Below are 22637 nucleotides of genomic sequence, written 5' to 3' on the forward strand. Positions count from 1 at the left end.
ATGTCAGATATATCTATGGCTATGGAGCCGGTCACGTTTTCTGAGAGCGGTGGAGTACGTTATTTGCATTTTGGTAGTGAATTAATTCAAGGTGCCATGCGCATCCGTGATCCGGATGAGATTTATCTCGAATATAACCAGCAGATGATGGCTTGGTTGCTATTCCTAGAGACCAAGCCAGGTATGCGTGTTGCTCAACTTGGCCTTGGCACTGGCGCTCTCACCAAATTTACGCATCGCTATTGTCCTGCGGTTAAAACTACCGTTGTCGAACTAAATCCCTCTGTGATTGTTTCTGCCAGAAGTATGTTTTTTACACCCTCTGATGGTCGGCGTCTTGAGACACTTCAGACAGATGCAAAAGCCTTTGTGAAGAGCGCTAAATATCAAAACCACTTTGATGCAGTTCAAGTTGATCTCTACGATGCAATTTGTGACGGCCCATCTGCCAGCTCCCTAGAGTTTTATCAGGGCTGTTTCGATATCCTGAGATCACCTGGCGTATTAACGGTGAACTTATTCTCACGCCACAAGAGTTTTGATATAAATCTCAATAATATTTGCGAAGCATTTGATAACCGAGTTCTGTTATTTCCAGAATCGCATGATTGCAATGTGGTAGCAATCGCTTTTAAAGGTCCACTCCTAGATGTAGAGTGGAAAGAGGTCTCAAAGCGTGCCAAACTAATTATGGAAAAAACGGGCTTGCCGACTAATACCTGGGTATCTGGGTTGAACCGTGAAAATGCGCATCAAGAAAATAAGCTATCGATCTAAAGAAAGCGGGATAAGAAAAAAGGCGATCAACTGATCGCCTTTTTTGTTGCCCTTAGATTCAGGGCTGATTTGACTTAAATTGTCACTGTGTCAGCAACATCGCTAAATGACTTAATCTTGTCAAAGTTCATGTACTTATAGACTTCACCAGCCTTAGCATTCAAGGATTCCACTTGCTCGAAATATTCTTGTGGAGTTGGTAGACGACCCAAGAGTGCGGCAACAGCTGAAAGCTCGGCAGAGGCTAAATAGACGCGAGTATCAATACCTAAGCGGTTCGGGAAATTACGCGTCGACGTAGAAACTGCTGTTGAGCCTTTGCGGATCTGCGCCTGATTACCCATGCAGAGAGAGCAGCCTGGGGTTTCCATACGAGCACCAGTGGCACCAAGAATCCCGTAATAACCTTCCTCGGTCAGAATCATTTGATCCATTTTGGTTGGTGGCGCAACCCAAAGACGCGTAGGCATATCTTTTTTGCCCTGAAGAACTTGTCCTGCTGCACGGAAGTGCCCAATATTAGTCATGCATGAACCAATAAATACCTCATCAATTTTCTCGCCAGATACTTCGGATAAAAACTTTACGTCATCCGGGTCGTTAGGGCAGGCGAGGATAGGCTCTTTAATTTCGCTCATATCAATTTCGATAATCTCAGCATAGTCTGCATCAGCATCTGCCTTGAGCAACTCAGGCTTAGCAATCCAAGCTTCCATTGCTTTAATGCGACGACCTAAAGTACGCTTATCTTCGTAGCCATTAGCGATCATCCACTTCATTAAGGTGATGTTGGAGCGCATGTATTCAATGATTGGCTCTTTGCTTAATTGAACGGCACAACCGCCAGCTGAACGTTCAGCCGAGGCATCTGATAATTCAAATGCTTGCTCAACCTTCAGGTCAGGCAAACCTTCAATCTCTAGAATGCGGCCAGAGAAAATATTTTTCTTACCTTGCTTCTCAACTGTTAATAAACCTTTTTTGATTGCATACAAAGGAATTGCATTGACCATGTCGCGTAATGTAATACCAGGTTGCATCTTGCCTTTAAAGCGTATCAATACAGACTCAGGCATATCCAAAGGCATTACGCCAGTGGCGGCAGCAAAAGCAACTAAGCCAGAGCCAGCAGGGAAGGAGATCCCGATAGGAAAACGAGTATGGCTATCGCCACCAGTTCCACAAGTATCTGGCATTAGTAGACGATTTAACCAACTGTGAATCACGCCATCACCTGGGCGTAAAGATACGCCACCGCGGTTAGTCATGAACGCTGGTAATTCATGGTGTGTACGAATATCTACTGGTTTTGGATAAGCAGAGGTGTGACAGAATGATTGCATGACTAAATCAGCTGAGAATCCTAGGCAAGCAAGATCTTTTAATTCATCACGGGTCATTGGGCCAGTGGTGTCTTGTGAACCTACGGTAGTCATGTGTGGCTCACAATAAGTACCTGGGCGAACGCCTTGACCCTCAGGTAGGCCACATGCACGACCGACCATCTTTTGAGCCAAGCTAAACCCTTTTTTGTTGTCTGGAGGACTAACTGGAATACGGAATTCTGTAGAGGCTGGTAAGCCAAGTGCGGCGCGGGCTTTGGCAGTAAGGCCGCGACCGACGATCAAAGGAATGCGTCCACCTGCACGAACTTCATCCAAGATGACTGGAGACTTCAATGAGAAAGAAGCAATTTCTTTCCCGTTTTTAAATGCCTTGCCTTCATATGGACGTAGCTCAATTTCGTCGCCCATATTCATGTCAGAAACATCAAGCTCAACAGGCAATGCACCAGCATCTTCCATCGTATTAAAAAAGATTGGGGCAATCTTCGCTCCTAAGCAAACACCGCCAAAGCGCTTGTTTGGTACAAATGGGATATCTTGACCGGTCCACCACAACACAGAATTCGTTGCGGATTTGCGTGAAGATCCTGTACCCACTACGTCCCCAACATAGGCAATTTGATTGCCTTTTTTCTGGAGTGCTTCAATTTGTTTCATGGGGCCACGCACACCAACCTCATCTGGCTCAATACCTGGACGTGGGTTCTTCAACATAATGGTTGCATGCAACGGAATGTCTGGACGGCTCCATGCGTCTGGTGCAGGTGACAAATCATCGGTATTAGTTTCGCCGGTAACTTTAAATACGGTGAGCTTCATGCTTTCTGGAACAGCTGTGCGGCTTGTAAACCATTCGGCATCTGCCCAGCTTTGCATGACTGCCTTAGCCTGCACATTGCCTTTTTCTGCCAATTCCTGAACATCATGGAAGTAGTCAAACATCAATAAAGTCTTTTTCAATGCCGCTGCTGCACTTGCTGCACACTCAGAATCTGATAACAATTCAACCAAAGGTTTAATGTTGTAACCACCCAGCATCGTCCCCAAGAGTTCAGTTGCCTTGATGCGTGAAATCAGTGGTGACTTCTCCACTCCTTTGGCGATGGCATCTAAAAACTCGGCTTTTACTTTAGCTGCTTCATCCACTCCAGCGGGTACGCGATTGGTAATTAGCTCAACCAATTCCGCCTCTTTACCCTTCGGAGGATTTTTAAGCAAACTCACTAATTCAGCAGTTTGATCTTTAGTCAGGGGGAGGGCTGGAATTCCAAGGGCTGCGCGTTCGGCAACTTGAGCGTTGTAGGCTTCTAGCATCGTGTTTCCTATTGGGTAAGAGTTATCAACAGTAAGACTAAGCGGGGTGTGTCCCTTAATGAGTCTATTGTAATTGCTAAATCATGTCTTATATAAGACTTAATGATCAAAATTGCCAAAATTGCTTAATATTTAGGCAATTTAGAGTCTATCTGACTATTTTGGACTCAATTTGAGTAATGATGAGCGGAGGAAGGGCGGAGTTTCTTGAGCTCGAAGATGCTTCAAAAGATTCTGTTTTATACAAACATAAGCCTAAAAGCCTGAATTGACTTAATAACTGATATCTATCCACTCGCTCTTTCAGCCTGCAAAGAATTTTTAATGGCTCAGTCGCTATCGTTATAATTACTTTTTCCAACAGAGCTTAAGCGATGACCAAATACGTTTTTGTCACTGGTGGTGTGGTTTCTTCTTTAGGGAAAGGAATCGCAGCTGCCTCGCTTGCCGCGATTCTTGAATCCCGCGGTCTGAAAGTCACCCTCCTAAAATTAGACCCTTATATCAACGTTGACCCGGGGACGATGAGCCCGCTTCAGCATGGTGAAGTTTTTGTTACCGAAGATGGTGCTGAAACCGATCTCGATCTTGGGCATTACGAGCGCTTTGTTTCTGCAAAAATGCGCAAGAGTAACAACTTCACAACTGGCCAGATCTATGAGTCAGTAATCAGTAAAGAGCGGCGTGGAGAGTACCTTGGTAAAACCGTCCAAGTGATCCCACATATTACGAATGAGATACAGGCCTTCGTAGAGCGGGGCGCCAAAGCGAGTCACGATGGTCAGGCCGACATTGCAATCTGTGAAATCGGTGGAACTGTTGGCGATATCGAGTCCTTGCCGTTTCTGGAGGCCGCTCGCCAAATGAGTATTCGTCTGCCAAAGCACAGTTGCGCATTTGTTCACCTTACTTTAGTTCCCTATATTGCTAGTGCAGGGGAATTGAAGACAAAACCCACACAGCACTCAGTACAAAAGCTGCGAGAAATAGGGATCATGCCGACGGTACTGTTGTGCCGTGCAGATCGCCCAATTCCAGAAGATGAGCGCGCCAAGATCTCTCTGTTCTCAAATGTACGTGAAGAGGCCGTAATCTCAGTTTGGGATGTTGACACAATCTACAAAATCCCAGAGATGCTACAAGCGCAAGGTATGGATGACTTGATTTGTCGCGAATTAGATATTCAAGCTAAACCAGCAGACCTATCCGTTTGGGCAAACTTAGTTTACGAACTGGCTAACCCACAACACGAAGTCACCATTGGCATGGTTGGCAAGTATGTTGAGTTAACCGAGTCTTATAAGTCATTGATCGAAGCATTGCGCCACGCTGGAATTCATAATCACACTCGTGTCAACATCAACTACATAGATTCTGAAGTGATTGAAAAAGATGGTGTTGATTGCCTGCACAGTTTAGATGCGATATTGGTTCCGGGTGGCTTTGGTAAGCGTGGCACCGAAGGAAAGATTGCTGCCATTCGTTATGCCCGTGAAAATAATGTTCCATATCTTGGCATTTGCTTAGGAATGCAGTTAGCTGTAATCGAATTTGGTCGCCATGTTGCTAACATTGCTCATGCTAACAGCACTGAGTTTGATCCTGAAACCGAGAGTCCGGTTGTTGCTTTGATTACAGAATGGCTTGATCGCGAAGGTCGAGTTGAGAAGCGTACTAATGATTCGGATCTGGGTGGAACAATGCGCTTAGGTTCCCAGCGTTGTCCCGTCAAGGCTGGCACTCTAGCTCACAAGATCTATGGTGCCGAAGTAAATGAACGGCATCGACATCGCTATGAAGTAAATAATATTTACGTTCCTCGCCTGGAGAAGGCTGGTTTAATTATTTCCGCTAGAACTCCAAATGAGTCCTTGCCAGAAATGATGGAGTTACCCAATTCTATGCACCCTTGGTTCTTTGGTGTGCAGTTCCATCCAGAGTTCACCTCGACACCGCGTGATGGCCACCCATTATTTTCCGCATTTATTAATGCATCATTAGTTCATCAAGCTGCAACCGAAAAGCAAGTTGCCTAGGAGAAATACATGAGTGCATTTAAGTTATGTGGTTTTGATGTTGGCTTAGACCATCGCTTCTTTTTGATTGCGGGTCCTTGCGTGATTGAGTCTGAGCAATCAGCCTTAGACATCGCAGGTGAACTAAAAGAGATTACTGCTGCTCTAGGTATTCCATTTATCTACAAGTCCTCTTTTGACAAAGCTAATCGCTCCTCTGGAACTTCTTTTCGTGGCCTAGGCATGGAAAAGGGTCTGGAAATTCTGGCTCGAGTTAAGCGCGAGATTGGTGTTCCGGTATTGACTGACATTCATGACATCAGCGAAATTGCGCCAGTATCTAAAGTAGTGGATGTGCTTCAAACGCCAGCCTTCTTGTGCAGACAAACGGACTTCATTCGCGCATGCGCTCAAAGTGGCAAGCCAGTGAATTTCAAGAAGGGTCAATTTTTATCCCCTCATGAAATGCTCAATGTAATTGACAAAGCACGTGCAGCTGCTAAAGAAGCGAACTTACCTGATCAGTTTATGGTTTGCGAGCGTGGCGCTTCATTTGGTTATAACAACTTAGTTTCTGATATGCGTAGTTTGGCTATTTTGCGTGAAGCAAAAGCTCCGGTTGTATTTGATGCCACCCATTCGGTGCAGCTTCCTGGTGGTCAAGGCAACGCCAGTGGTGGCCAACGTGAATTTGTTCCCGTACTGGCTCGTGCTGCTGTTGCAGTTGGCATCAGCGGCTTATTTATGGAGACGCACCCAGATCCTGCAAAAGCACTTTCTGATGGCCCAAATGCTGTACCTTTGAACCGCATGAAGGAATTACTTGAGTCTTTAGTTGCAATTGACTCTGTTGTGAAAAAGCCCGGATCATTTTTAGAAGATAGCTTTAAGTAAGACCCCATATTTATTTAATTTAGGAGAAGGTGCATGAGCGCCATTGTTGACATCATCGGTAGAGAAGTTTTAGATTCACGCGGCAATCCCACAGTTGAATGCGATGTATTACTTGAGTCTGGCGTAATGGGCCGTGCAGCTGTGCCTTCAGGTGCATCGACTGGTTCACGTGAAGCTATTGAACTACGTGATGGAGATCAGGCGCGTTATTTAGGCAAAGGCGTTCTCAAGGCTGTACAAAATATTAATATTGAGATTGCTGAATCTATTCTCGGTCTTGATGCTAGCGAACAAGCATTCCTTGATCACACCTTAATTGAACTAGATGGAACTCATAACAAAGCACGCTTAGGTGCAAATGCAACCTTGGCTGTTTCTATGGCCGTAGCACGCGCTGCCGCAGAGGAAGCTGGCTTACCTTTGTACCGCTATTTTGGTGGCTCAGGCGGCATGCAATTGCCGGTCCCCATGATGAATATCGTGAATGGGGGTGCTCACGCAAATAACAGTCTAGATATTCAGGAATTTATGGTGATGCCAGTGGGGGCGCAAAGCTTCCGCGAAGCCTTGCGTTGTGGCGCTGAAATCTTCCATGAATTGAAGAAGATTCTAGGTGCTCAAGGTATGCCAACTACCGTTGGAGATGAAGGCGGCTTTGCACCGAACTTCAAGAGCAATCAAGAGTGCTTACAGACCATTATGAAAGCGATTGAGGGCGCTGGTTACCAAGCGGGTGAAGATGTTTTACTTGCCCTGGATTGCGCTGCTAGTGAATTCTATAAAGATGGTAAATACCACCTGTCTGGAGAGGGCTTACAACTTAGCTCAAGCGAATTTTCAGATTATCTTGGTAACTTGGCTGACCAATTCCCAATCGTATCGATCGAGGACGGCATGCATGAGAGCGACTGGGATGGATGGGCTGACATTACTCAAAAATTGGGCAAGAAGATCCAATTGGTTGGTGATGATCTCTTTGTTACCAATACTCGCATTCTCAAGGAAGGTATTGAGAAAGGTATTGCTAATTCCATCTTGATCAAGATTAATCAAATTGGCACCTTAACTGAGACCTTTGCTGCGATTGAAATGGCTAAGCGTGCCAATTACACGGCAGTTATTTCCCATCGCTCCGGTGAAACAGAAGACAGCACCATTGCGGATATTGCTGTTGGTACAAATGCCGGCCAAATTAAGACCGGCTCTTTGTCTCGCTCCGATCGGATTGCCAAGTACAACCAGTTGTTACGTATAGAAGAAGACTTGGGCGATGTTGCGACTTACCCGGGTAAATCTGTTTTTTATAACCTCAAACGCTAACCATTGGCTAGTTTTTAGTTTATGAGAATTGTCATTTACTCGATGCTGTTATTGCTGATCGCAATACAGTACCCACTTTGGTTGGGTAAGGGTGGATGGCTGAAGGTATACGAGATGGAGAAACAGCTTGAGTTGCAACAGGCTAAAAACAGTCTTCTGAGTTTGCGTAATGCCAAACTGACTGGCGACGTTAAGGACTTAAAAGATGGTACCCGAGCGATTGAAGAGCGGGCTCGTGTTGAGCACGGCATGCTGAAAGAAGGGGAGTTCTTTGTGCAAATCCTGCCTACCGAAAAGTCTGCCTCCAATGCTGCGGATGGCGTAAAGCCATCAACAACGAGACAATAAGTACCGCTTAATGTCCGCTAGAGGGTGGTCTTGTGGCATCTGCCAATAAATCTGTTTTAAAGACCTGCCTACAATCAACCGCATCAAAGCGATAAGCTTTTGCGCAAAAATCACACTCTGTTTCTACAGCGCCTTGCTCTGCCAGAATACTTTCAACTTCTTCTTCGCCCAGCATTCTCAGAATATCGGCCACCTTGGTGCGTGAACAGCGGCAGCTAAAGCGAACAGGGCGAGATGGGAAACTTCGGACACCGCTTTCTGCCGACTCTTCTAAAAAGAGGCGACGGAGGATAGTTTGCGGTGAAAGTGTGAGCAACTCTTCATTGGTAATCGTCTCACCGAGCGTCTGAATTCTGGTCCACCCTTCAGCCGCAAGTTGAGGATCAAGATGGGCATGACCCCCTGAATCTGGTAACCGCTGCAACAGCAATCCTCCAACATGGGTGTCATTGGATGCTAGCCAGATGCGGGTATCTAATTGTTCTGAGTTTTGCATGTACAGGGCAATAGCTTCGGCAGCGCTGGTAACGGGCTTATTGACTGTACCGCGGTGCTCCTGAAGAGCCACGATCCCTTGGTAGGGCGGTTGACCAGGTTGACGGTCTGATGGATCTAGAGTGATTACTAGACGCCCAGTATTGTCCGCATCCAGCAATTCACCTAGAGTGGCATTGGGATCGATGCTGGCGGGATCTACGGATAGCTTTACAGTGGCTCGCATGGTCAGGTCGGACTTGCATTCCACCACGAGAAGCTGAATAGGGCCCTTACTTTGGGCCTGAATAATCAAAGTCCCATCAAATTTAAGGCTAGCGCTCAACAGAGTCGCTGCACCCACAAAATCACCCAAGATCCGTCTGACCACGGGAGGATCATTACGGCGCTCTAAGACGGACTGCCAGGCGCTGCTAATGGAAACAATTTCCCCGCGGACCGGGGCGCCATCACACATAAATACAAGTAATTCATTCATAAGTGAAAGTATCCACTTTTTTGATGATCAGAGTACCAAATAATCAAATCTAAAGCTGACCTGAGATAATGTTACTTATGCATATAAGAACACGTTTCGCCCCCAGTCCAACGGGCTTTATTCACTTGGGCAACCTTCGCAGCGCTTTATATCCCTGGGCTTTTGCTCGCCACAACCAAGGCGACTTTATTTTGCGTATTGAGGATACCGATGTAGAGCGCTCCACACAGGAAGCTGTCGACGTCATTATTGAAGGTATGGCATGGCTTGGCCTAGATTTAGACGAAGGCCCAATTTATCAAATGCAGCGCATTGATCGTTATCGTGCGGTGGTGAAGCAGATGCTCGATGCTGGCCTTGCTTACCCTTGCTACATGAGCGAAGCAGAGCTCAATAAGCTTCGTGACCAACAAATGGCCAATAAAGAAAAGCCGCGCTATAACGGCCAATGGCGTCCTGAGCCGGGCAAAACTTTGCCAGCAATACCAGAGGGCGTTCTACCAGTGATTCGGTTCAAGAATCCTATTGGTGGATCCGTGATTTGGGATGATGCAGTGAAAGGCAAGATCGAAATCAGTAATGATGAGCTGGATGATTTGGTGATTGCCCGTCCTGATGGCACGCCAACCTATAACTTTTGTGTTGTAGTTGATGATCTTGATATGAACATCACTCATGTGATTCGTGGCGATGACCATGTCAACAACACGCCACGCCAAATTAACATCATGAAGGCACTTGGTGGTACGCCACCGGTATATGCCCACTTACCAACAGTCCTGAACGACTCTGGTGAAAAAATGAGTAAGCGTAACGGCGCTATGAGTGTGCGTGATTATCAAAAAGCAGGCTACCTGCCTGAAGCTATTCTGAATTACCTGGCAAGACTAGGTTGGTCACATGGCGATGCAGAGGTTTTTACTAAAGAGCAGTTTGTCAATTGGTTTGACTTAGGCAGCCTTGGTCGATCACCGGCTCAACACAATCCAGAAAAACTACTTTGGTTAAATCATCAATATATTCAGAACGCAGATCCAGAAAAACTAGCGCAAGCAACTAAGCCATTTGCACATGAACTCGGTATCGATACTGAAAATGGCCCAGACTTTGTGCAAGTAGTTGCACTCCTTAAAGATCGCGCCAATACGCTGATTGAAATTGCAGAAGGTGCAAAGCTATTCTATTTACCGGCACCTGCTCATACGAGTGAACAAATTGCAGAAAATATCCCAGCTGAAATCATTCCCGCCCTGAAGGATTTGATTGAAGCGATTCAATCTGCAGAACATACGAAAGCGGCCTATGGAGCAGCTTTTAAAGATGTTTTAACTAAGCATCAGATCAAAATGCCAGCATTAGCAATGCCCGTGCGTTACGCTTTATTTGCTACTACACAGACGCCAGCCATTGATTCTGTCTTGTTGGTTATGGGCAAGAATGAGGCGATAGCAAGGCTTTCCAAGGTTGTCTAAACCAGAACTTGCCCCCCCTTATAAAAATAGGCTAAAATCTTGGATTGTTTTGAGTGTCTTGTAGAGTTTCAACGAGATTACGGGGGTATAGCTCAGCTGGGAGAGCGCTTGCATGGCATGCAAGAGGTCAGCGGTTCGATCCCGCTTATCTCCACCAAGCATTTAGAATGACAGCATTAGTTTGAGTAGTAGTCCAGGTCCCCATCGTCTAGAGGCCTAGGACATCACCCTTTCACGGTGAGTACGGGGGTTCGAATCCCCCTGGGGACGCCAAAATTTTTGGCTAGTTGTGAGTTGTAAGAAGTGACACAAGTAGCATGCGATGTAATTGGAGCGGTAGTTCAGTTGGTTAGAATATCGGCCTGTCACGCCGAGGGTCGCGGGTTCGAGTCCCGTCCGCTCCGCCAAGTTTGTTTAAAAAGCCCCTGCATAAGGGGCTTTTTTCATTTCTACAGAATCTTTTTTAAAGCTTTTTCGTGGGCGGCGGTTTTGGTGCCACTTTATACAACGGCTCAACCGCCGGCATTAGTGCGGTTAGTTGCTCGATTCTGGTTTCACCAGAAGGGTGGGTGGATAAGAATTCTGGAGAACTTTTTCCTTTTGTGGCTTTCAACATTTTTTGCCAAACACTAATTGCACCCATGGGGTTATATCCCGCTCTTGCTGCAAGCTCTAATCCAATTGCATCTGCTTCCGACTCATTCTCTCTTGAGTTTGGTAAAACAATTGCGTATTGAGCAACTTGGTTTGCAGCGCTCACTGCAGAACCATAAGGTCCTGCTACGGCCATCGCAATATTCACCAATACGTTTTGTGCAGTCGCTTGTGATACGCGCTCCCGACCATGCTCTCTTAGGGCATGCGCAATTTCATGCCCCATGATGGCTGCAATTTCATCATCATTTAGATTGAGTTGCTCAATAATTCCGGTGTAGAAAGTGATCTTTCCGCCGGGTGCACAGGTAGCATTCAGTATGGGAGCATCGATTAGGGTTAGTCGCCAATCCCATTGCTTGGTGTCATCTCGAAATGCCTCGGTCTGAGGAATTAGTCTATTTGCAATGAACTTCAATCGATCATAGGCTGGCCCAGAAGTGACCAGTATATTTTTCTCTTTTGCTTTTTGATTCTGCTCGTTATAACTCACTGCAGAAAGACGATTGACCTCTTCAGAAGAAGCCATCATAAATTGAGATCGATTCACGCCAACCGCTCCCGAGCGCGTAGTGCTGGCGCATGCCGAGAGTAAAGCAACTAGCGCAAGGATCCCAAAGGTGCGAATGCTCAAATGAAATCCTTGCTGTTAATAGGCACTCTATTCTTTAAATTACTTCTTCTTTGGAGGCGTTATGGATGCAGCCATCGCATCAAAGTAGATGACTCGAACCTGTTCACCAACATTGACATCCGCTAAGAGCTGTGGATTCTTCACGGTAACAACGGTAACCTTGCCGCTAGGACCTTTAACCGAGACCAATTTCTTAGCGCGATCTACGGCTACGATATCGGCAATGATAGTAGTGGTGTTTGTAATGGTACGAGTTGGTTTTTCGCCCGGCTTAGATGCTACTTCTGATGAGGTCTCCACTTTGCTGCGAATACCATCGCTTTTAGTCTTAATCAATTCAATTGCAACGGCAAGCTCATAGGTCACATTGAGTCGGTCACCCACTTTTATCTGATCAAAGCTCTTAATTTCAGGGCCGGCAATGAACTTAGATTCGCCTTCATTGTTTTTAAAGAAAATCGTACGTGTTTTCTTATCGATCTTCGTAACAGTACCTTCGTACAATTGAAAAATGTTGTCAGTAACTGCTGCGTCCACCACTACTGCATTTGCAGCTGGCATTTGTGCCATTACCAATCCTGTACCTGCCAACAATGTGGCGACTACGAGAGTAATCTGGGCGAATTTGATTTTCATAACTTTCCTTAATATTAAGTATCTATAGTGATATTAGCGTATTTCAATTGCCAAATTCTGTTGGTAAGACCACGGATGAATTACCTAAGAGCGCTTCGCTTAAAGCCGCTCCCACCAGTTGCCAGAAAAGTGGCATTGCAACCAGTCAATGCACTGACTCACCTTGCCCGGCACCAAACGAGGTGACGAAAACACCGCGTGAATTTCTTGGGAAGGTAGACTCCAATCAGTCAATATCGGCTGTAAGGTGCCCTTGTTAATAGAGTGATAAGCAACGTACCAAGGAATGGTAGCCAAACCCATGTTACCGATGGTTGCGGCTAGCAATGCAGATAAGTTATTGGAATACAGGGGGCCTTTGACGGGTATGGAGATGGTCTCGCCATCACCACCACTAAAGTGCCAGCGGTGATTATCTTGAACTGAGCTATAGATTAAGGCCTGATGTCCCGCCAAATCCTCTGGATGATTTGGGGTTCCGTACTGCCTTAGATAATCTGGGCTGGCTACCAAGACCCAGGGATTTAAGCCCAAATAGCGTGAGCCCAAAGAGGAGTCTGCGAGGCGACCCATGCGGATCGCAAGATCAACGCCACCTTCAACCAAATTGACATATTGGTCCTCAAGGCTCAGATGCACCTCTAATTTTGGGTTTTGACTCATAAATTGGAGTACCAGCGGTGTCAAAATACGGCGCCCAAAGGCAACGGAAGAGCTGATAGTCAATTTGCCCTGCATTTCTCCTTGGAGTAGGGCGGCTAGATTGTCTGCCTCTTCTAGCTCTCTTGAAATAATCTTGCATTTTTCATAGTAAATCTCACCAATTTCCGTTGGTGTAACCCCTCTTGTGCTGCGATGCAATAAAAGTGAACCAAGCCGCTTTTCTAAAAAGGCAATGTGTTTGGTTGCTGTAGGCTGAGTAATGCCCAGACTGGCTGCAGCCTTGCTAAATGAGCCGGTTTCTACGACTCGGACAAAAAGGGCTATTCCCTGAATACGATCCATTCATGAATTCTAACTGGATTTTCCTGAGGTATTCCATTTTGGAATAGTTCATATGATGGCTAGTGGCATTCTCATTTCGCTCTCAAGTGTTGATGATGTACCCATTCTTAAACAGCGAGGGAAACATCATGGCCAAAATGAAAGCCGCAATGGCAGCAGTGCTTGTAATGGAAAAAGAAGGTATCACCACTGCATTTGGTGTTCCTGGAGCCGCTATTAATCCACTCTACGCGCAGTTGCGTGAGCGTCAGTCAATTACCCATATCCTAGCCCGACATGTTGAAGGTGCTTCACACATGGCTGAAGGTTATACAAGAGCTAAAGCAGGCAACATTGGCGTATGTATTGGTACTTCTGGCCCAGCTGGCACAGACATGATGACAGGCCTATATTCTGCAAGCGCTGACTCAATTCCTATTCTCTGTATTACTGGACAAGCTCCACGTGCCCGTCTTTATAAAGAAGATTTTCAGGCTGTTGATATCGAGACAATTTCCAAGCCAGTAACAAAGATGTCTGTAACGGTTCGTGAGCCAGGTTTAGTGCCACGCGTTTTCCAGCAGGCGTTTCATGTTATGCGTTCAGGCCGCCCCGGACCTGTATTAATTGATTTGCCGATTGATGTTCAATTAGCTGAAATTGAATTTGATATTGATACGTATGAACCATTGCCAGTATATAAACCAGCAGCTAGCCGCAAGCAGATCGAAAAAGCACTTGAAATGTTAATGTCGGCTAAAAAGCCATTAATTGTTGCTGGCGGCGGAATTATTAACGCTGATGCAGATGCACTGTTAGTAGAGTTTGCAGAATTGACTGGTATTCCAGTGATTCCAACCCTCATGGGCTGGGGCACTATTCCGGATGATCACCCGCTCATGGCCGGTATGGTTGGCCTTCAAACCTCGCACCGCTATGGCAATGCCACTATGTTAGCTAGTGATCTTGTTTTGGGTATTGGTAACCGCTGGGCTAATCGCCATACTGGATCAATTGATGTGTATTGCAAAGATCGCAAGTTTATTCACGTTGATATTGAGCCAACCCAAATTGGTCGCGTATTTAATCCCGACTACGGCATTGTTTCAGATGCAAAAGCGGCGCTAGAGTTGTTTGTTGAGGTTGCTAAAGAATGGAAAGCAAAAGGTAAGCTTACCAACTACAGCGAGTGGGTTGAGCGTTGCCAGGAGCGTAAGAGCTTGATGCACCGTAAAACCAACTTTGATAATGTGCCCATCAAGCCACAGCGCGTCTATCAAGAAATGAATTCCGTATTTGGTCGTGATACCGTGTATGTATCGACTATTGGCCTATCGCAAATTGCTGGTGGACAATTCTTGCATGTCTATGGCGCTCGTCAATGGATCAACTGCGGTCAAGCTGGTCCGCTTGGCTGGACAATTCCAGCAGCATTAGGCGTGTTAGCCTCCGACACAACCAAAACTGTAGTTGGACTTGCTGGTGATTACGACTTCCAATTCTTAATTGAGGAACTGGCAGTTGGCGCACAATTTAACTTGCCATTAGTGATGGTCTTAGTAAATAACAGTTACCTAGGTTTAATCCGTCAAGCGCAGCGTGGTTTTGAGATGGATTATTGCGTGCAACTAGCTTTTGACAATATCAATGTGGACGATCAAAACCTGAAGGGCTATGGCGTAGATCACGTTCAAGTCGTTGAAGGACTTGGTTGCAAGGCTATCAGAGTCTCTGATCCGAATAGAATCAGTGCTGCATTGATTGAGGCACAAAAGATGGCCAAAGAGCATCGTGTACCAGTAGTGGTGGAGATCATTTTAGAAAAAATCACCAATATTGCGATGGGTACCGAAATTAATAATGTGAATGAATTTGAAGATATTGATTGCCGTCATCCTGCTGGAACAGAGGGATTGGTGGCGGCCGGCCTTCTAGAGTAATCGGTTCATCGCCCTGAATTTACCCATGTATCATCCAATTTGATTGTTATTAAGGAATAGGAATGCCCAAGTTTGCAGCTAACCTCACCATGTTGTTTAATGAAAAACCATTTTTGGAGCGTTTTGCGCTAGCCAAGATTGGAGGTTTCAAAGCAGTTGAGTTTCTATTTCCTTATGCTTTTGAAGCTAGCGAAATCAAATCCGCTCTTGATAACAATGCCTTAAAGCTGGTATTGCACAACTTGCCAGCTGGAGATTGGGATGCAGGGGAGAGGGGTATCGCATGTCACCCAGACCGTGTTCCTGAGTTTCGCTCCGGAGTTGCGAAGGCAATTGAGTACGCCAGCATTTTGGGCGTACCTCAACTCAATTGTTTAGCAGGAAAGACCCCCGAGGGTGTTGATCCGGCTTTGGTTCATGACACCTTTGTCAGCAATTTGCAGTTTGCTGCTGCTGAACTAAAAAAGTCGGGATTAAAACTGTTGATTGAGCCAATCAATACTTTTGACATCCCCGGTTTCTATCTTTCTAAAACTGCCCAAGGAATTGCAATACTCGATGCCGTTGCTGCTGATAATGCATTTTTGCAATACGACATTTACCATGCCCAGCGCATGGAGGGTGAGCTAGCGAATACGATTCAAAAATACTTTGATCGAATCGCGCATATTCAGTTGGCGGATAATCCAGGTCGTAATGAACCTGGTACTGGAGAAATAAACTACAGCTACTTATTTGATTTGTTAACTCGTCTTGGTTACAAGGGGTACATCGGTTGCGAGTACAAGCCTTTGAAAACAACTGAGGCCGGCCTACATTGGATGGGTCAATACGAGCAGTAATATCAGTTGAGCTGTATATCAATAAATCAATCACAATTTGGGAATGAACGATGAGTAAGTTAAAACTAGGCTTTGTGGGTTTAGGCATTATGGGCGCGCCAATGGCAGGACATTTGGTCGCAGCTGGTCATGAGCTTTTTATCAATACCCGCAGTAAAGTTCCAGATGAGTTAGCTAATACTGCTGCCGTTCTCTGCGCAACTCCAGCAGAAGTTGCGACTAAGGCAGACATCATCATTACGATGGTTCCAGATACTCCTGATGTAGAAAAAGTTCTTTTTGGAGAGAGCGGTATTGCTTCAGGTCTTAGCAAAGGCAAGATTGTTGTTGATATGAGTTCAATCTCTCCGATTGCTACTAAAGACTTTGCGAAGCGCATCAATGATCTAGGTTGTGAATATTTAGATGCGCCTGTATCTGGTGGCCAATTGGGCGCAAAGGGTGCAAGCCTAACCATCATGGTTGGCGGCAAGCAATCATGCTTTGACAAAGTCAAGCCTGTCTTTGATTTGATGGGAAAAAACATAACCTTAGTTGGTGACAATGGTGCTGGGCAAGTTACTAAGGTTGCCAATCAAATTATTGTGGCCTTAAATATTGAAGCGGTTGCAGAGGCCCTAGTGTTCGCCTCCAAGGCAGGTGCCGATCCAGCAAAAGTTAGACAGGCATTAATGGGTGGCTTTGCCAGCTCAAAAATACTTGAAGTTCATGGTGAACGCATGATTAATCGCACCTTTGATCCTGGCTTTAGGATTGAGCTTCACCAGAAGGATTTAAGTTTGGCTCTGAGCAGCGCTAAGGCTTTAGGTGTCAGTTTGCCTAATACAGCTAGCGCACAAGAATTATTTAATTCCTGTGCAGCGCACGGTGGAAAATCGTGGGATCATTCTGCTATGGTCAAAGCATTAGAAAAAATGGCTAATTTTGAAATAGGTCAAAAAAGCTAGAGGAAGAAGTATGGCAGTAACCCTGGTTGTTTATTTGCATGGCTTTCGGTCTTCACCAAACTCAACTAAAGCAGTAATGACTGGGGAGGCGGTGAGGGCGCTTTCATCGAAAGACTATGCTTACGAGTGGTATTGCCCTCAATTGCTGGCATCTCCAAAAGCGAGTTTGGAGATGGTGGTCAAGCATATTGATCAAGCTAAAGTTGATCGCATAGTGATTGTCGGATCCTCCTTGGGCGGTTTTTACACTAACTACCTTGCAGAAAAATATCAATGCAAAGGCGTCGCCCTCAATCCTGCTGTATATGCCGCTAGAGAATTAGAGCCCCATGTTGGCATGATGACTGCTTACGATAGTGATGAGCCATTTGATTTCAAGGCTGAGTACATCGATGAATTGCGTGCTTTACAGATAGACTCAATTACTGACCCAAAGCGTTATTTTTTGATTGCCGCAAAAGGCGATGAGCTTTTGGATTGGAAAGAAATGGCCTCTTTTTATCCCGGCGCTAAACAGCTTATCCTCGAAGGTGGCGATCACGGAATTTCTGACTATGCCAACCATCTACCTGCAGTAATCGACTTTATCAAGCATTAATGTCTTGATGGATGCAAGCAGCTATCAACTTCAATTTGTGCCAAAAAAATCCCTGTGGATTCTGGCTGCTGCAATTTTTCTATCAATTCTTGGCCACCTCATTTTATTTTTTGGGATTCCATTCTTCTCTTTTGCTAGTGCGCCCCCCATTGCTGAAGATCTCATCATCAAAACAGAGCTTCGAGTTGAGCCGCCAAAAAAAATACAGCTGACTACAGCACCAAAGAAAAAAGCGTCACCCAAGCAAACTAGCGCCGTATCAGCTGACCCTTTAAGAGATCAGCGTAAAGTGGAGCAGGGCGCATTAGGCAATCAGTCTGGGCAAGCCTTTCGCCTTCCTGAATCTGGCACTTATTATTTTGATGCCTATGTCGATGGGCAACTCATTCAAGCTGCTCAACTGGACTGGATTACGGAGGGTAATAACTACCGTTTGTATATCAACATACCTTACGCCATCGTCGGCCCTTTTATTTTTGAGTCCAGAGGCTCTGTCGACGCCTATGGCATAGCACCATCTATTTATTGGACTCAGCGGGGTACAAAACCACCGCGCTATTCTCGCTTTGATCGTGATCAGAGTGGAGCAGGGAAGATGTACTTCTCTGAAAAGCCTGAGTTCACACCAGATCTACTACCAGGAACTCAAGATCGATTTAGCCTACTTTTTCAACTAGCCTCCCTACTCAATGGTAGCGACAAGATTGATGAGGCCGGCAGTATCCGAAGTATTCCTGTCGTGGACTATGACACTCTTGAGATGTGGCAATTTAAAAGTTATGGCGAGAAAGAATCAGAAGATATTCCTAGCCTTGGTAAGGGGGTTAATCGCCATTACGCTTTGATGCAACGCGAAAGTAGTCCTTACAAGCGTCAGGTCGATATATGGCTGGCAAGAGACCTAGATTGGCTACCTGGAAGAATGCGTTCTCTAGAATCCAATGGACGGATATTAGAGCTCGTATTTAAGCAAAGGGCTCCCATTGATAAATCCAAGCTAGTTAATTAAGCTTAGGGGCAGCTACAACCACATCAATTCAATTTAAAACCCTGAGCCTGATCTAGGGTTTTGATTTGATCTTCCCAATAAAGCGCCCATCATGGTGTAGAGCGCAGCTCCAGACATCGATACAGCAAAGATTCCGGAGAAGGAAATAATAATGGGGAGAATCCTCCAGCGCTCAGTAAGAACATATTCACCATAGCCAACAGTCGTGTACATCTCGCCGGCAAAATACAAGGTTTGCAAATTGGTTGGGAATACCTGTAATCCCAAACAAATATAGGCCCAGGCAATAATTTCAAGCAGGTGAATAGCAATAATCAATAAGATTGCAAAGAAATAGGATACAAAGTTCGCACCGTAGACCCGTTTATTTTCGAGTTTTTGGTCAATCCAATGAAAAATACCCGCGATTGATAAAACGCTTAAGCCATGGAATGCCAGCATCAAACACGTGAGAAATAACAGAACCCAAATATCGCTATCGCCCATATCCGCATTAATTTCAGCAAAGAGCGTGCTGAAGCTGGGGAGGGAGTGTAGGCCAGGAAGCCTTTCTAACAAGCTAGTCAAAGTCATTGATGCTATCCGTTAAATCCAGTTAGATTTCTTATTTGACATAATAATGATTATACGCAGTATTAGATATATCAATTATGAAGGAGACTTCTTTGGGCCACCTGGATAAGGCTGGTTATAGAGCTTTTGCCAACGTGACATTAAGCCATCACGAATATCATCTTTGCCAAATAATTGAGCAACGTCGATAGCCGTATATCCCTCATGATTTCTCATGCGCAAGTCTGCGCCGTTATCAAGCAGGTATTTGATTAATTGCTCATTTCCAGAGCCTATAGACATCATTAATGGCGTTGTCTCGCTTGGACTTAATGCATTCACCTGAGCACCATTAGCCATTAAGAATTGAGTGATTTCTAAGTGCCCATTGGTGACTGCATAGTGAATTGGTGCCCAACCAGGCTTATTGATAGCTGCCTTTTTTTCAAGCACCAAGGTTTTCACTAAAGCCAGTTGACCATCAAAAGCAGCCATCATAAGTGCATTTTCACCACTTTTATTAGCTAAATTGACGTTTGTAGCTGGATTGGCAAGCAATAAATCCGTGACCTTAAGAGATTTGTCCCGAATAGCCAAGATCAACATCGGAGTGCCTCTAGGATCCAGCGTATTTGGGGTAACGCCTGCTTTTATTAGGGATTGCACCTCAGAGACGTCATCAAATTTTGCCGCTTTGGTGAAATCCGTGATCTGATCTGCAGTTTGAGCAATTGCCAGGCCAGAAAAACACAAAAAATAGGTATATAAAAGGCAGTTAGATTTAAGTGAACTTCTCATGATATTGCTCTATTAATTTGAAAACATTGAAAAAAATTACGTGAGGTCTGATCTGCCAGCAATTCAACAGAAACACCCTTCAACTCAGCAACAAATTCACCAACCTTGGAAACCCAGGCTGGCTCATTCGTCTTGCCGCGATAAGGAATTGGAGCTAAATATGGTGAATCCGTTTCAATCAGCATGCGCTCTAAGGGAACTTCTCTGCAGGTTGCCTGTAGGTCCTTGGCACTCTTAAAAGTCACAATGCCTGAAAACGAGATGTAAAAACCCATCTCAATAGCAGCCTTGGCAACTTCCGTGGTTTCTGTAAAGCAATGCATGACACCACCAATCTGATCAGCGCCCTCTTCTTTGAGGATTCTGAGTGTGTCAGCGGAAGAGGCACGCGTATGGATGATCAAGGGCTTCTTAGCAGCTATTGCGGCCCGTATATGCGTTCTGAACCGCTCTCTCTGCCATTCCATGGATTCATAGCTACGATCACCCATGCGAAAGTAGTCAAGTCCAGTTTCGCCAATCGCAATGATTTTAGGATGCTTTGCTTCTTCAACCAGGAATTCAAAGCTGGGTTCTGGCGTACCTTCATAATCTGGATGCACCCCAACCGAAGCATACAAATGAGCATGATCTTCAGCCAGCTTTCGAACCTTGGGAAAGTCAGGAATATCTACTGATACGCACAAGGCATGACTCACCTTGCAGGTGGCCATATTGGACAAAACCTCAGGTAGACGGGTTTGAAATTCTGGGAAATCGAGATGGCAATGTGAGTCTATAAACATGACTCGCTATTTTAGTCTTCAAATACCTGCTGGTATTGAGAAAGCAATGCCTCTAACTGAATCCGGGTAGCTAGCGGGTGATTTTCATGACGCCGCGCCTGCGTCAAAGACTTCCAGAAGCCCAGAAGCTTTGGAAGGCGTGCCTGTTGCGCAAGCGTCTTGATAGTAGCCTCATGCTTGGGGTAATAGCGAGGCAAACCCATTTGTGCGCAGCTTTGTACATCAGAGACCCAGCGCTGCATAGTAGCCAACAAAATTGAATACCGGGCTTTTTGCGTCTTATCTGCAGCCTCTAGCCAATTGATCCGAGCGCCCTGCGCCATCGCCTGCAATAAATAACGTGAAGCTTGGATGGCAATCGTAAGCTCATCCTTTTCATCTTGATTGTGACGTGCAATTAAGGAATCTAATACTGCATAGGGCGCCCCACCCTGCTCGTCATAAATGGACTCCACATCGGCATCACTCATTTTCAGACCAGGAATCTTATTCAGCTGGGCATGCAGCCAATGGAGCCCACTCAATCGATCTGGTCGCGGTGCAGATAACAAGCGACAGCGAGACCGAATAGTTGGTAAGACACGATCAAGACGATCTGCCAGCAAAATAAAGATCGTATTTTTTGGTGGCTCTTCAAGAGATTTCAGCAAAGTATTTGCGGAGTCTGATCTGAGCATTTCTAGCGGATAGACCAGAATGACTCGGTTTCCGCCGCGGTGAGATCCAATCGAAAGCCCCTCAATTGCACCTCGGGCATCTTCGATAGAAATACTTTTCTTTTCCTTTTTCTCGGGCGCATCACCATCGCCATCAGCCTGACTGTTCTTAGATTTTTTTGGAAACTCAGCGTCTGAATCGAAATCACCCTGTGGCAAAAGCTTGCGATGTGTTTCCGGCACCAGTGCAATAAAGTCAGGATGATTACCGGAGTCAAACCACCGACAGGCTTCACATTGATTGCAAGGCTTTATGGTACTCGGCGTCTCGCACAAAAGCGCTTTTGCCAACTCAATGGAAAACTCAAACTTGCCGATACCGGATTGGCCATGAATCAAAACGGCATTAGGAAATGCAGCTAAGTTCATGCTATCCCAGATAGGGTCAAGCCATGGGGCTATTTTCTTATGTGACTCATTTGAAAGCATTGCATCACTCATTTAGAACTTAATCTTTAGTGACTCGAGCTCATTCCAAATGGCCTCTGGTGTTTTAGTGGCATCCACTAGATAGAAGCGATTTGGGTCTGCCTTTGCCCTACGCAAATACTCTTGACGAACCTTTTCAAAAAAATCTAGATCCATCTTTTCAAATTTATCAGGCACCCTTACCTTTGATCTCCTTGCTTGCGCAACTGAGCCGGGTAAATCAAAAAGGAAGGTTAAATTAGGTTGGAGCAATGAACCATCAGCGCGGGCCTGAACCCATTTCTCTAAATCATTTAACTTTGCCAAGCTTAAGCCCCGACCACCACCTTGATAAGCAAAGCTGGCATCCGTAAATCGATCAGAAATCACAATCTTTCCTAGCTTCAAGGCTGGCTCTATGACTTGTGCAATATGCTCCCGACGAGCAGCAAACATCAGCAATGCCTCAGTTTCTAAATTCATGGGGGCTTCAAGCAATAAGGCGCGAAGTTGTTCTCCTAATTGAGTGCCGCCGGGCTCCCTAGTCATCACAACATCGCGATCAGGGTGTCGCTGTTGAATTAGCTTGCTGAACGATTCGATGTGGGTACTTTTACCTGCGCCATCGATGCCCTCAAAACTAATGAAATAACCTGGAAATTGATCTGTCATCGC

General features: G+C 45.5%; 21 protein-coding genes and 3 tRNA genes. 14 read left to right on the forward strand and 10 right to left on the reverse strand.

Annotation, left to right across the window (positions count from 1 at the left end; translation table 11 throughout):
• Nucleotides 1-777, forward strand: coding sequence for a spermidine synthase (locus tag ICV89_RS05305; RefSeq protein WP_251370923.1), 777 nt, complete (start codon nt 1-3; stop codon nt 775-777).
• Between the two features lie 74 nt (nt 778-851).
• Here the strand turns inward: ICV89_RS05305 and ICV89_RS05310 are convergent, their stop codons facing one another.
• A complete protein-coding gene (locus tag ICV89_RS05310) occupies nt 852-3437 on the reverse strand; it encodes a bifunctional aconitate hydratase 2/2-methylisocitrate dehydratase (protein WP_215310222.1) in 2586 nt (861 codons plus the stop codon).
• 374 nt (nt 3438-3811) lie between these two features.
• Between ICV89_RS05310 and ICV89_RS05315 the strand changes: the two genes are divergently transcribed.
• From ICV89_RS05315 to ftsB, 4 genes are read left to right on the forward strand one after another with little or no spacing between them, the layout of a single operon-like run.
• The gene (locus ICV89_RS05315) at nt 3812-5473 is read left to right on the forward strand and encodes a CTP synthase (RefSeq protein ID WP_215310223.1); all 1662 of its coding nucleotides are present in this window, start codon (nt 3812-3814) and stop codon (nt 5471-5473) included.
• Nucleotides 5474-5482: 9 nt separating this feature from the next.
• Complete coding sequence (gene kdsA, locus ICV89_RS05320) at nt 5483-6346, forward strand: 3-deoxy-8-phosphooctulonate synthase (RefSeq protein ID WP_215310224.1); 864 nt, start codon at nt 5483-5485, stop codon at nt 6344-6346.
• A 33-nt stretch (nt 6347-6379) separates the two neighbouring features.
• Nucleotides 6380-7666, forward strand: a complete 1287-nt coding sequence (gene eno / locus ICV89_RS05325) for a phosphopyruvate hydratase (RefSeq protein ID WP_215310225.1) — start codon at nt 6380-6382, stop codon at nt 7664-7666.
• 21 nt (nt 7667-7687) lie between these two features.
• Nucleotides 7688-8014, forward strand: a complete 327-nt coding sequence (ftsB, locus tag ICV89_RS05330; protein WP_215310226.1) for a cell division protein FtsB — start codon at nt 7688-7690, stop codon at nt 8012-8014.
• A 7-nt stretch (nt 8015-8021) separates the two neighbouring features.
• Here ftsB and ICV89_RS05335 read toward each other — a convergent pair whose 3' ends face one another.
• Nucleotides 8022-8987 carry an Hsp33 family molecular chaperone HslO gene (locus tag ICV89_RS05335; RefSeq protein ID WP_215310227.1) on the reverse strand — a complete coding sequence of 322 codons (966 nt, stop codon included), beginning with the start codon at nt 8985-8987 and terminating at the stop codon, nt 8022-8024.
• Between the two features lie 68 nt (nt 8988-9055).
• Between ICV89_RS05335 and gltX the strand changes: the two genes are divergently transcribed.
• From gltX to ICV89_RS05355, 4 genes are all read left to right on the forward strand, one after another.
• Nucleotides 9056-10459 (forward strand): glutamate--tRNA ligase, encoded by a 1404-nt coding sequence (gene gltX / locus ICV89_RS05340; RefSeq protein WP_215310228.1) that lies wholly within the window; start codon nt 9056-9058, stop codon nt 10457-10459.
• An 81-nt stretch (nt 10460-10540) separates the two neighbouring features.
• Nucleotides 10541-10616 (forward strand) — tRNA-Ala (locus ICV89_RS05345).
• Between the two features lie 40 nt (nt 10617-10656).
• A tRNA-Glu gene (locus tag ICV89_RS05350) sits at nt 10657-10732 on the forward strand.
• A gap of 57 nt (nt 10733-10789) precedes the next feature.
• Nucleotides 10790-10866 (forward strand) — tRNA-Asp (locus ICV89_RS05355).
• 56 nt (nt 10867-10922) lie between these two features.
• Here ICV89_RS05355 and ICV89_RS05360 read toward each other — a convergent pair.
• From ICV89_RS05360 to ICV89_RS05370, 3 genes are all read right to left on the reverse strand, one after another.
• Nucleotides 10923-11747 carry a M48 family metallopeptidase gene (locus ICV89_RS05360; protein WP_251370924.1) on the reverse strand — a complete coding sequence of 275 codons (825 nt, stop codon included), beginning with the start codon at nt 11745-11747 and terminating at the stop codon, nt 10923-10925.
• Between the two features lie 39 nt (nt 11748-11786).
• A complete protein-coding gene (locus ICV89_RS05365; protein ID WP_215310229.1) occupies nt 11787-12383 on the reverse strand; it encodes a hypothetical protein in 597 nt (198 codons plus the stop codon).
• A gap of 99 nt (nt 12384-12482) precedes the next feature.
• Nucleotides 12483-13388 carry a LysR family transcriptional regulator gene (locus tag ICV89_RS05370; RefSeq protein WP_215310230.1) on the reverse strand — a complete coding sequence of 302 codons (906 nt, stop codon included), beginning with the start codon at nt 13386-13388 and terminating at the stop codon, nt 12483-12485.
• A 128-nt stretch (nt 13389-13516) separates the two neighbouring features.
• Between ICV89_RS05370 and gcl the strand changes: the two genes are divergently transcribed.
• The 5 genes from gcl (at nt 13517) to ICV89_RS05395 (ending at nt 18703) form a co-directional block, all read left to right on the forward strand.
• Nucleotides 13517-15307: a glyoxylate carboligase gene (gcl, locus tag ICV89_RS05375; RefSeq protein WP_215310231.1), complete on the forward strand. Its 1791-nt coding sequence runs from the start codon at nt 13517-13519 to the stop codon at nt 15305-15307.
• A gap of 62 nt (nt 15308-15369) precedes the next feature.
• Nucleotides 15370-16149, forward strand: coding sequence for a hydroxypyruvate isomerase (gene hyi, locus ICV89_RS05380; protein ID WP_215310232.1), 780 nt, complete (start codon nt 15370-15372; stop codon nt 16147-16149).
• Between the two features lie 50 nt (nt 16150-16199).
• Complete coding sequence (gene glxR / locus ICV89_RS05385; RefSeq protein WP_215310233.1) at nt 16200-17096, forward strand: 2-hydroxy-3-oxopropionate reductase; 897 nt, start codon at nt 16200-16202, stop codon at nt 17094-17096.
• A gap of 10 nt (nt 17097-17106) precedes the next feature.
• Entirely contained in the window at nt 17107-17694 is a 588-nt protein-coding gene (locus ICV89_RS05390) for a YqiA/YcfP family alpha/beta fold hydrolase (protein WP_215310234.1), read from the forward strand.
• Nucleotides 17695-17701: 7 nt separating this feature from the next.
• The gene (locus ICV89_RS05395) at nt 17702-18703 is read left to right on the forward strand and encodes a DUF3108 domain-containing protein (protein ID WP_215310235.1); all 1002 of its coding nucleotides are present in this window, start codon (nt 17702-17704) and stop codon (nt 18701-18703) included.
• Nucleotides 18704-18736: 33 nt separating this feature from the next.
• Here ICV89_RS05395 and ICV89_RS05400 read toward each other — a convergent pair whose 3' ends face one another.
• From ICV89_RS05400 to tmk, 5 genes are all read right to left on the reverse strand, one after another.
• On the reverse strand, nt 18737-19276 hold the full coding sequence (locus ICV89_RS05400) for an ion channel (protein WP_215310236.1): 540 nt from the start codon (nt 19274-19276) through the stop codon (nt 18737-18739).
• A gap of 75 nt (nt 19277-19351) precedes the next feature.
• Nucleotides 19352-20053, reverse strand: coding sequence for an ankyrin repeat domain-containing protein (locus tag ICV89_RS05405; RefSeq protein ID WP_215310237.1), 702 nt, complete (start codon nt 20051-20053; stop codon nt 19352-19354).
• Entirely contained in the window at nt 20050-20838 is a 789-nt protein-coding gene (locus ICV89_RS05410; protein WP_215310238.1) for a TatD family hydrolase, read from the reverse strand. The genes ICV89_RS05405 and ICV89_RS05410 overlap by 4 nt, the downstream gene beginning before the upstream one ends.
• 11 nt (nt 20839-20849) lie before the next feature.
• Nucleotides 20850-21995, reverse strand: coding sequence for a DNA polymerase III subunit delta' (locus ICV89_RS05415; protein ID WP_251370925.1), 1146 nt, complete (start codon nt 21993-21995; stop codon nt 20850-20852).
• Entirely contained in the window at nt 21996-22634 is a 639-nt protein-coding gene (gene tmk, locus ICV89_RS05420; RefSeq protein ID WP_215310239.1) for a dTMP kinase, read from the reverse strand. It lies immediately after the preceding gene.
• Between the last annotated feature and the right edge of the window lie 3 nt (nt 22635-22637).

Origin of the sequence: Polynucleobacter sp. Adler-ghost (assembly GCF_018688495.1) — a bacterium.
Classification (GTDB): Bacteria; Pseudomonadota; Gammaproteobacteria; order Burkholderiales; family Burkholderiaceae; genus Polynucleobacter.

Coding starts and splice junctions, on each gene's coding strand:
- ICV89_RS05305 (WP_251370923.1), top strand. CDS start 1: ATGTCAGATATATCTATGGCTATGGAGCCGGTCACGTTTTCTGAGAGC.
- ICV89_RS05310 (WP_215310222.1), bottom strand. CDS start 3,437: ATGCTAGAAGCCTACAACGCTCAAGTTGCCGAACGCGCAGCCCTTGGA.
- ICV89_RS05315 (WP_215310223.1), top strand. CDS start 3,812: ATGACCAAATACGTTTTTGTCACTGGTGGTGTGGTTTCTTCTTTAGGG.
- kdsA (WP_215310224.1), top strand. CDS start 5,483: ATGAGTGCATTTAAGTTATGTGGTTTTGATGTTGGCTTAGACCATCGC.
- eno (WP_215310225.1), top strand. CDS start 6,380: ATGAGCGCCATTGTTGACATCATCGGTAGAGAAGTTTTAGATTCACGC.
- ftsB (WP_215310226.1), top strand. CDS start 7,688: ATGAGAATTGTCATTTACTCGATGCTGTTATTGCTGATCGCAATACAG.
- ICV89_RS05335 (WP_215310227.1), bottom strand. CDS start 8,987: ATGAATGAATTACTTGTATTTATGTGTGATGGCGCCCCGGTCCGCGGG.
- gltX (WP_215310228.1), top strand. CDS start 9,056: ATGTTACTTATGCATATAAGAACACGTTTCGCCCCCAGTCCAACGGGC.
- ICV89_RS05365 (WP_215310229.1), bottom strand. CDS start 12,383: ATGAAAATCAAATTCGCCCAGATTACTCTCGTAGTCGCCACATTGTTG.
- ICV89_RS05370 (WP_215310230.1), bottom strand. CDS start 13,388: ATGGATCGTATTCAGGGAATAGCCCTTTTTGTCCGAGTCGTAGAAACC.
- gcl (WP_215310231.1), top strand. CDS start 13,517: ATGGCCAAAATGAAAGCCGCAATGGCAGCAGTGCTTGTAATGGAAAAA.
- hyi (WP_215310232.1), top strand. CDS start 15,370: ATGCCCAAGTTTGCAGCTAACCTCACCATGTTGTTTAATGAAAAACCA.
- glxR (WP_215310233.1), top strand. CDS start 16,200: ATGAGTAAGTTAAAACTAGGCTTTGTGGGTTTAGGCATTATGGGCGCG.
- ICV89_RS05390 (WP_215310234.1), top strand. CDS start 17,107: ATGGCAGTAACCCTGGTTGTTTATTTGCATGGCTTTCGGTCTTCACCA.
- ICV89_RS05395 (WP_215310235.1), top strand. CDS start 17,702: ATGGATGCAAGCAGCTATCAACTTCAATTTGTGCCAAAAAAATCCCTG.
- ICV89_RS05400 (WP_215310236.1), bottom strand. CDS start 19,276: ATGACTTTGACTAGCTTGTTAGAAAGGCTTCCTGGCCTACACTCCCTC.
- ICV89_RS05405 (WP_215310237.1), bottom strand. CDS start 20,053: ATGAGAAGTTCACTTAAATCTAACTGCCTTTTATATACCTATTTTTTG.
- ICV89_RS05410 (WP_215310238.1), bottom strand. CDS start 20,838: ATGTTTATAGACTCACATTGCCATCTCGATTTCCCAGAATTTCAAACC.
- ICV89_RS05415 (WP_251370925.1), bottom strand. CDS start 21,995: ATGAGTGATGCAATGCTTTCAAATGAGTCACATAAGAAAATAGCCCCA.
- tmk (WP_215310239.1), bottom strand. CDS start 22,634: ATGACAGATCAATTTCCAGGTTATTTCATTAGTTTTGAGGGCATCGAT.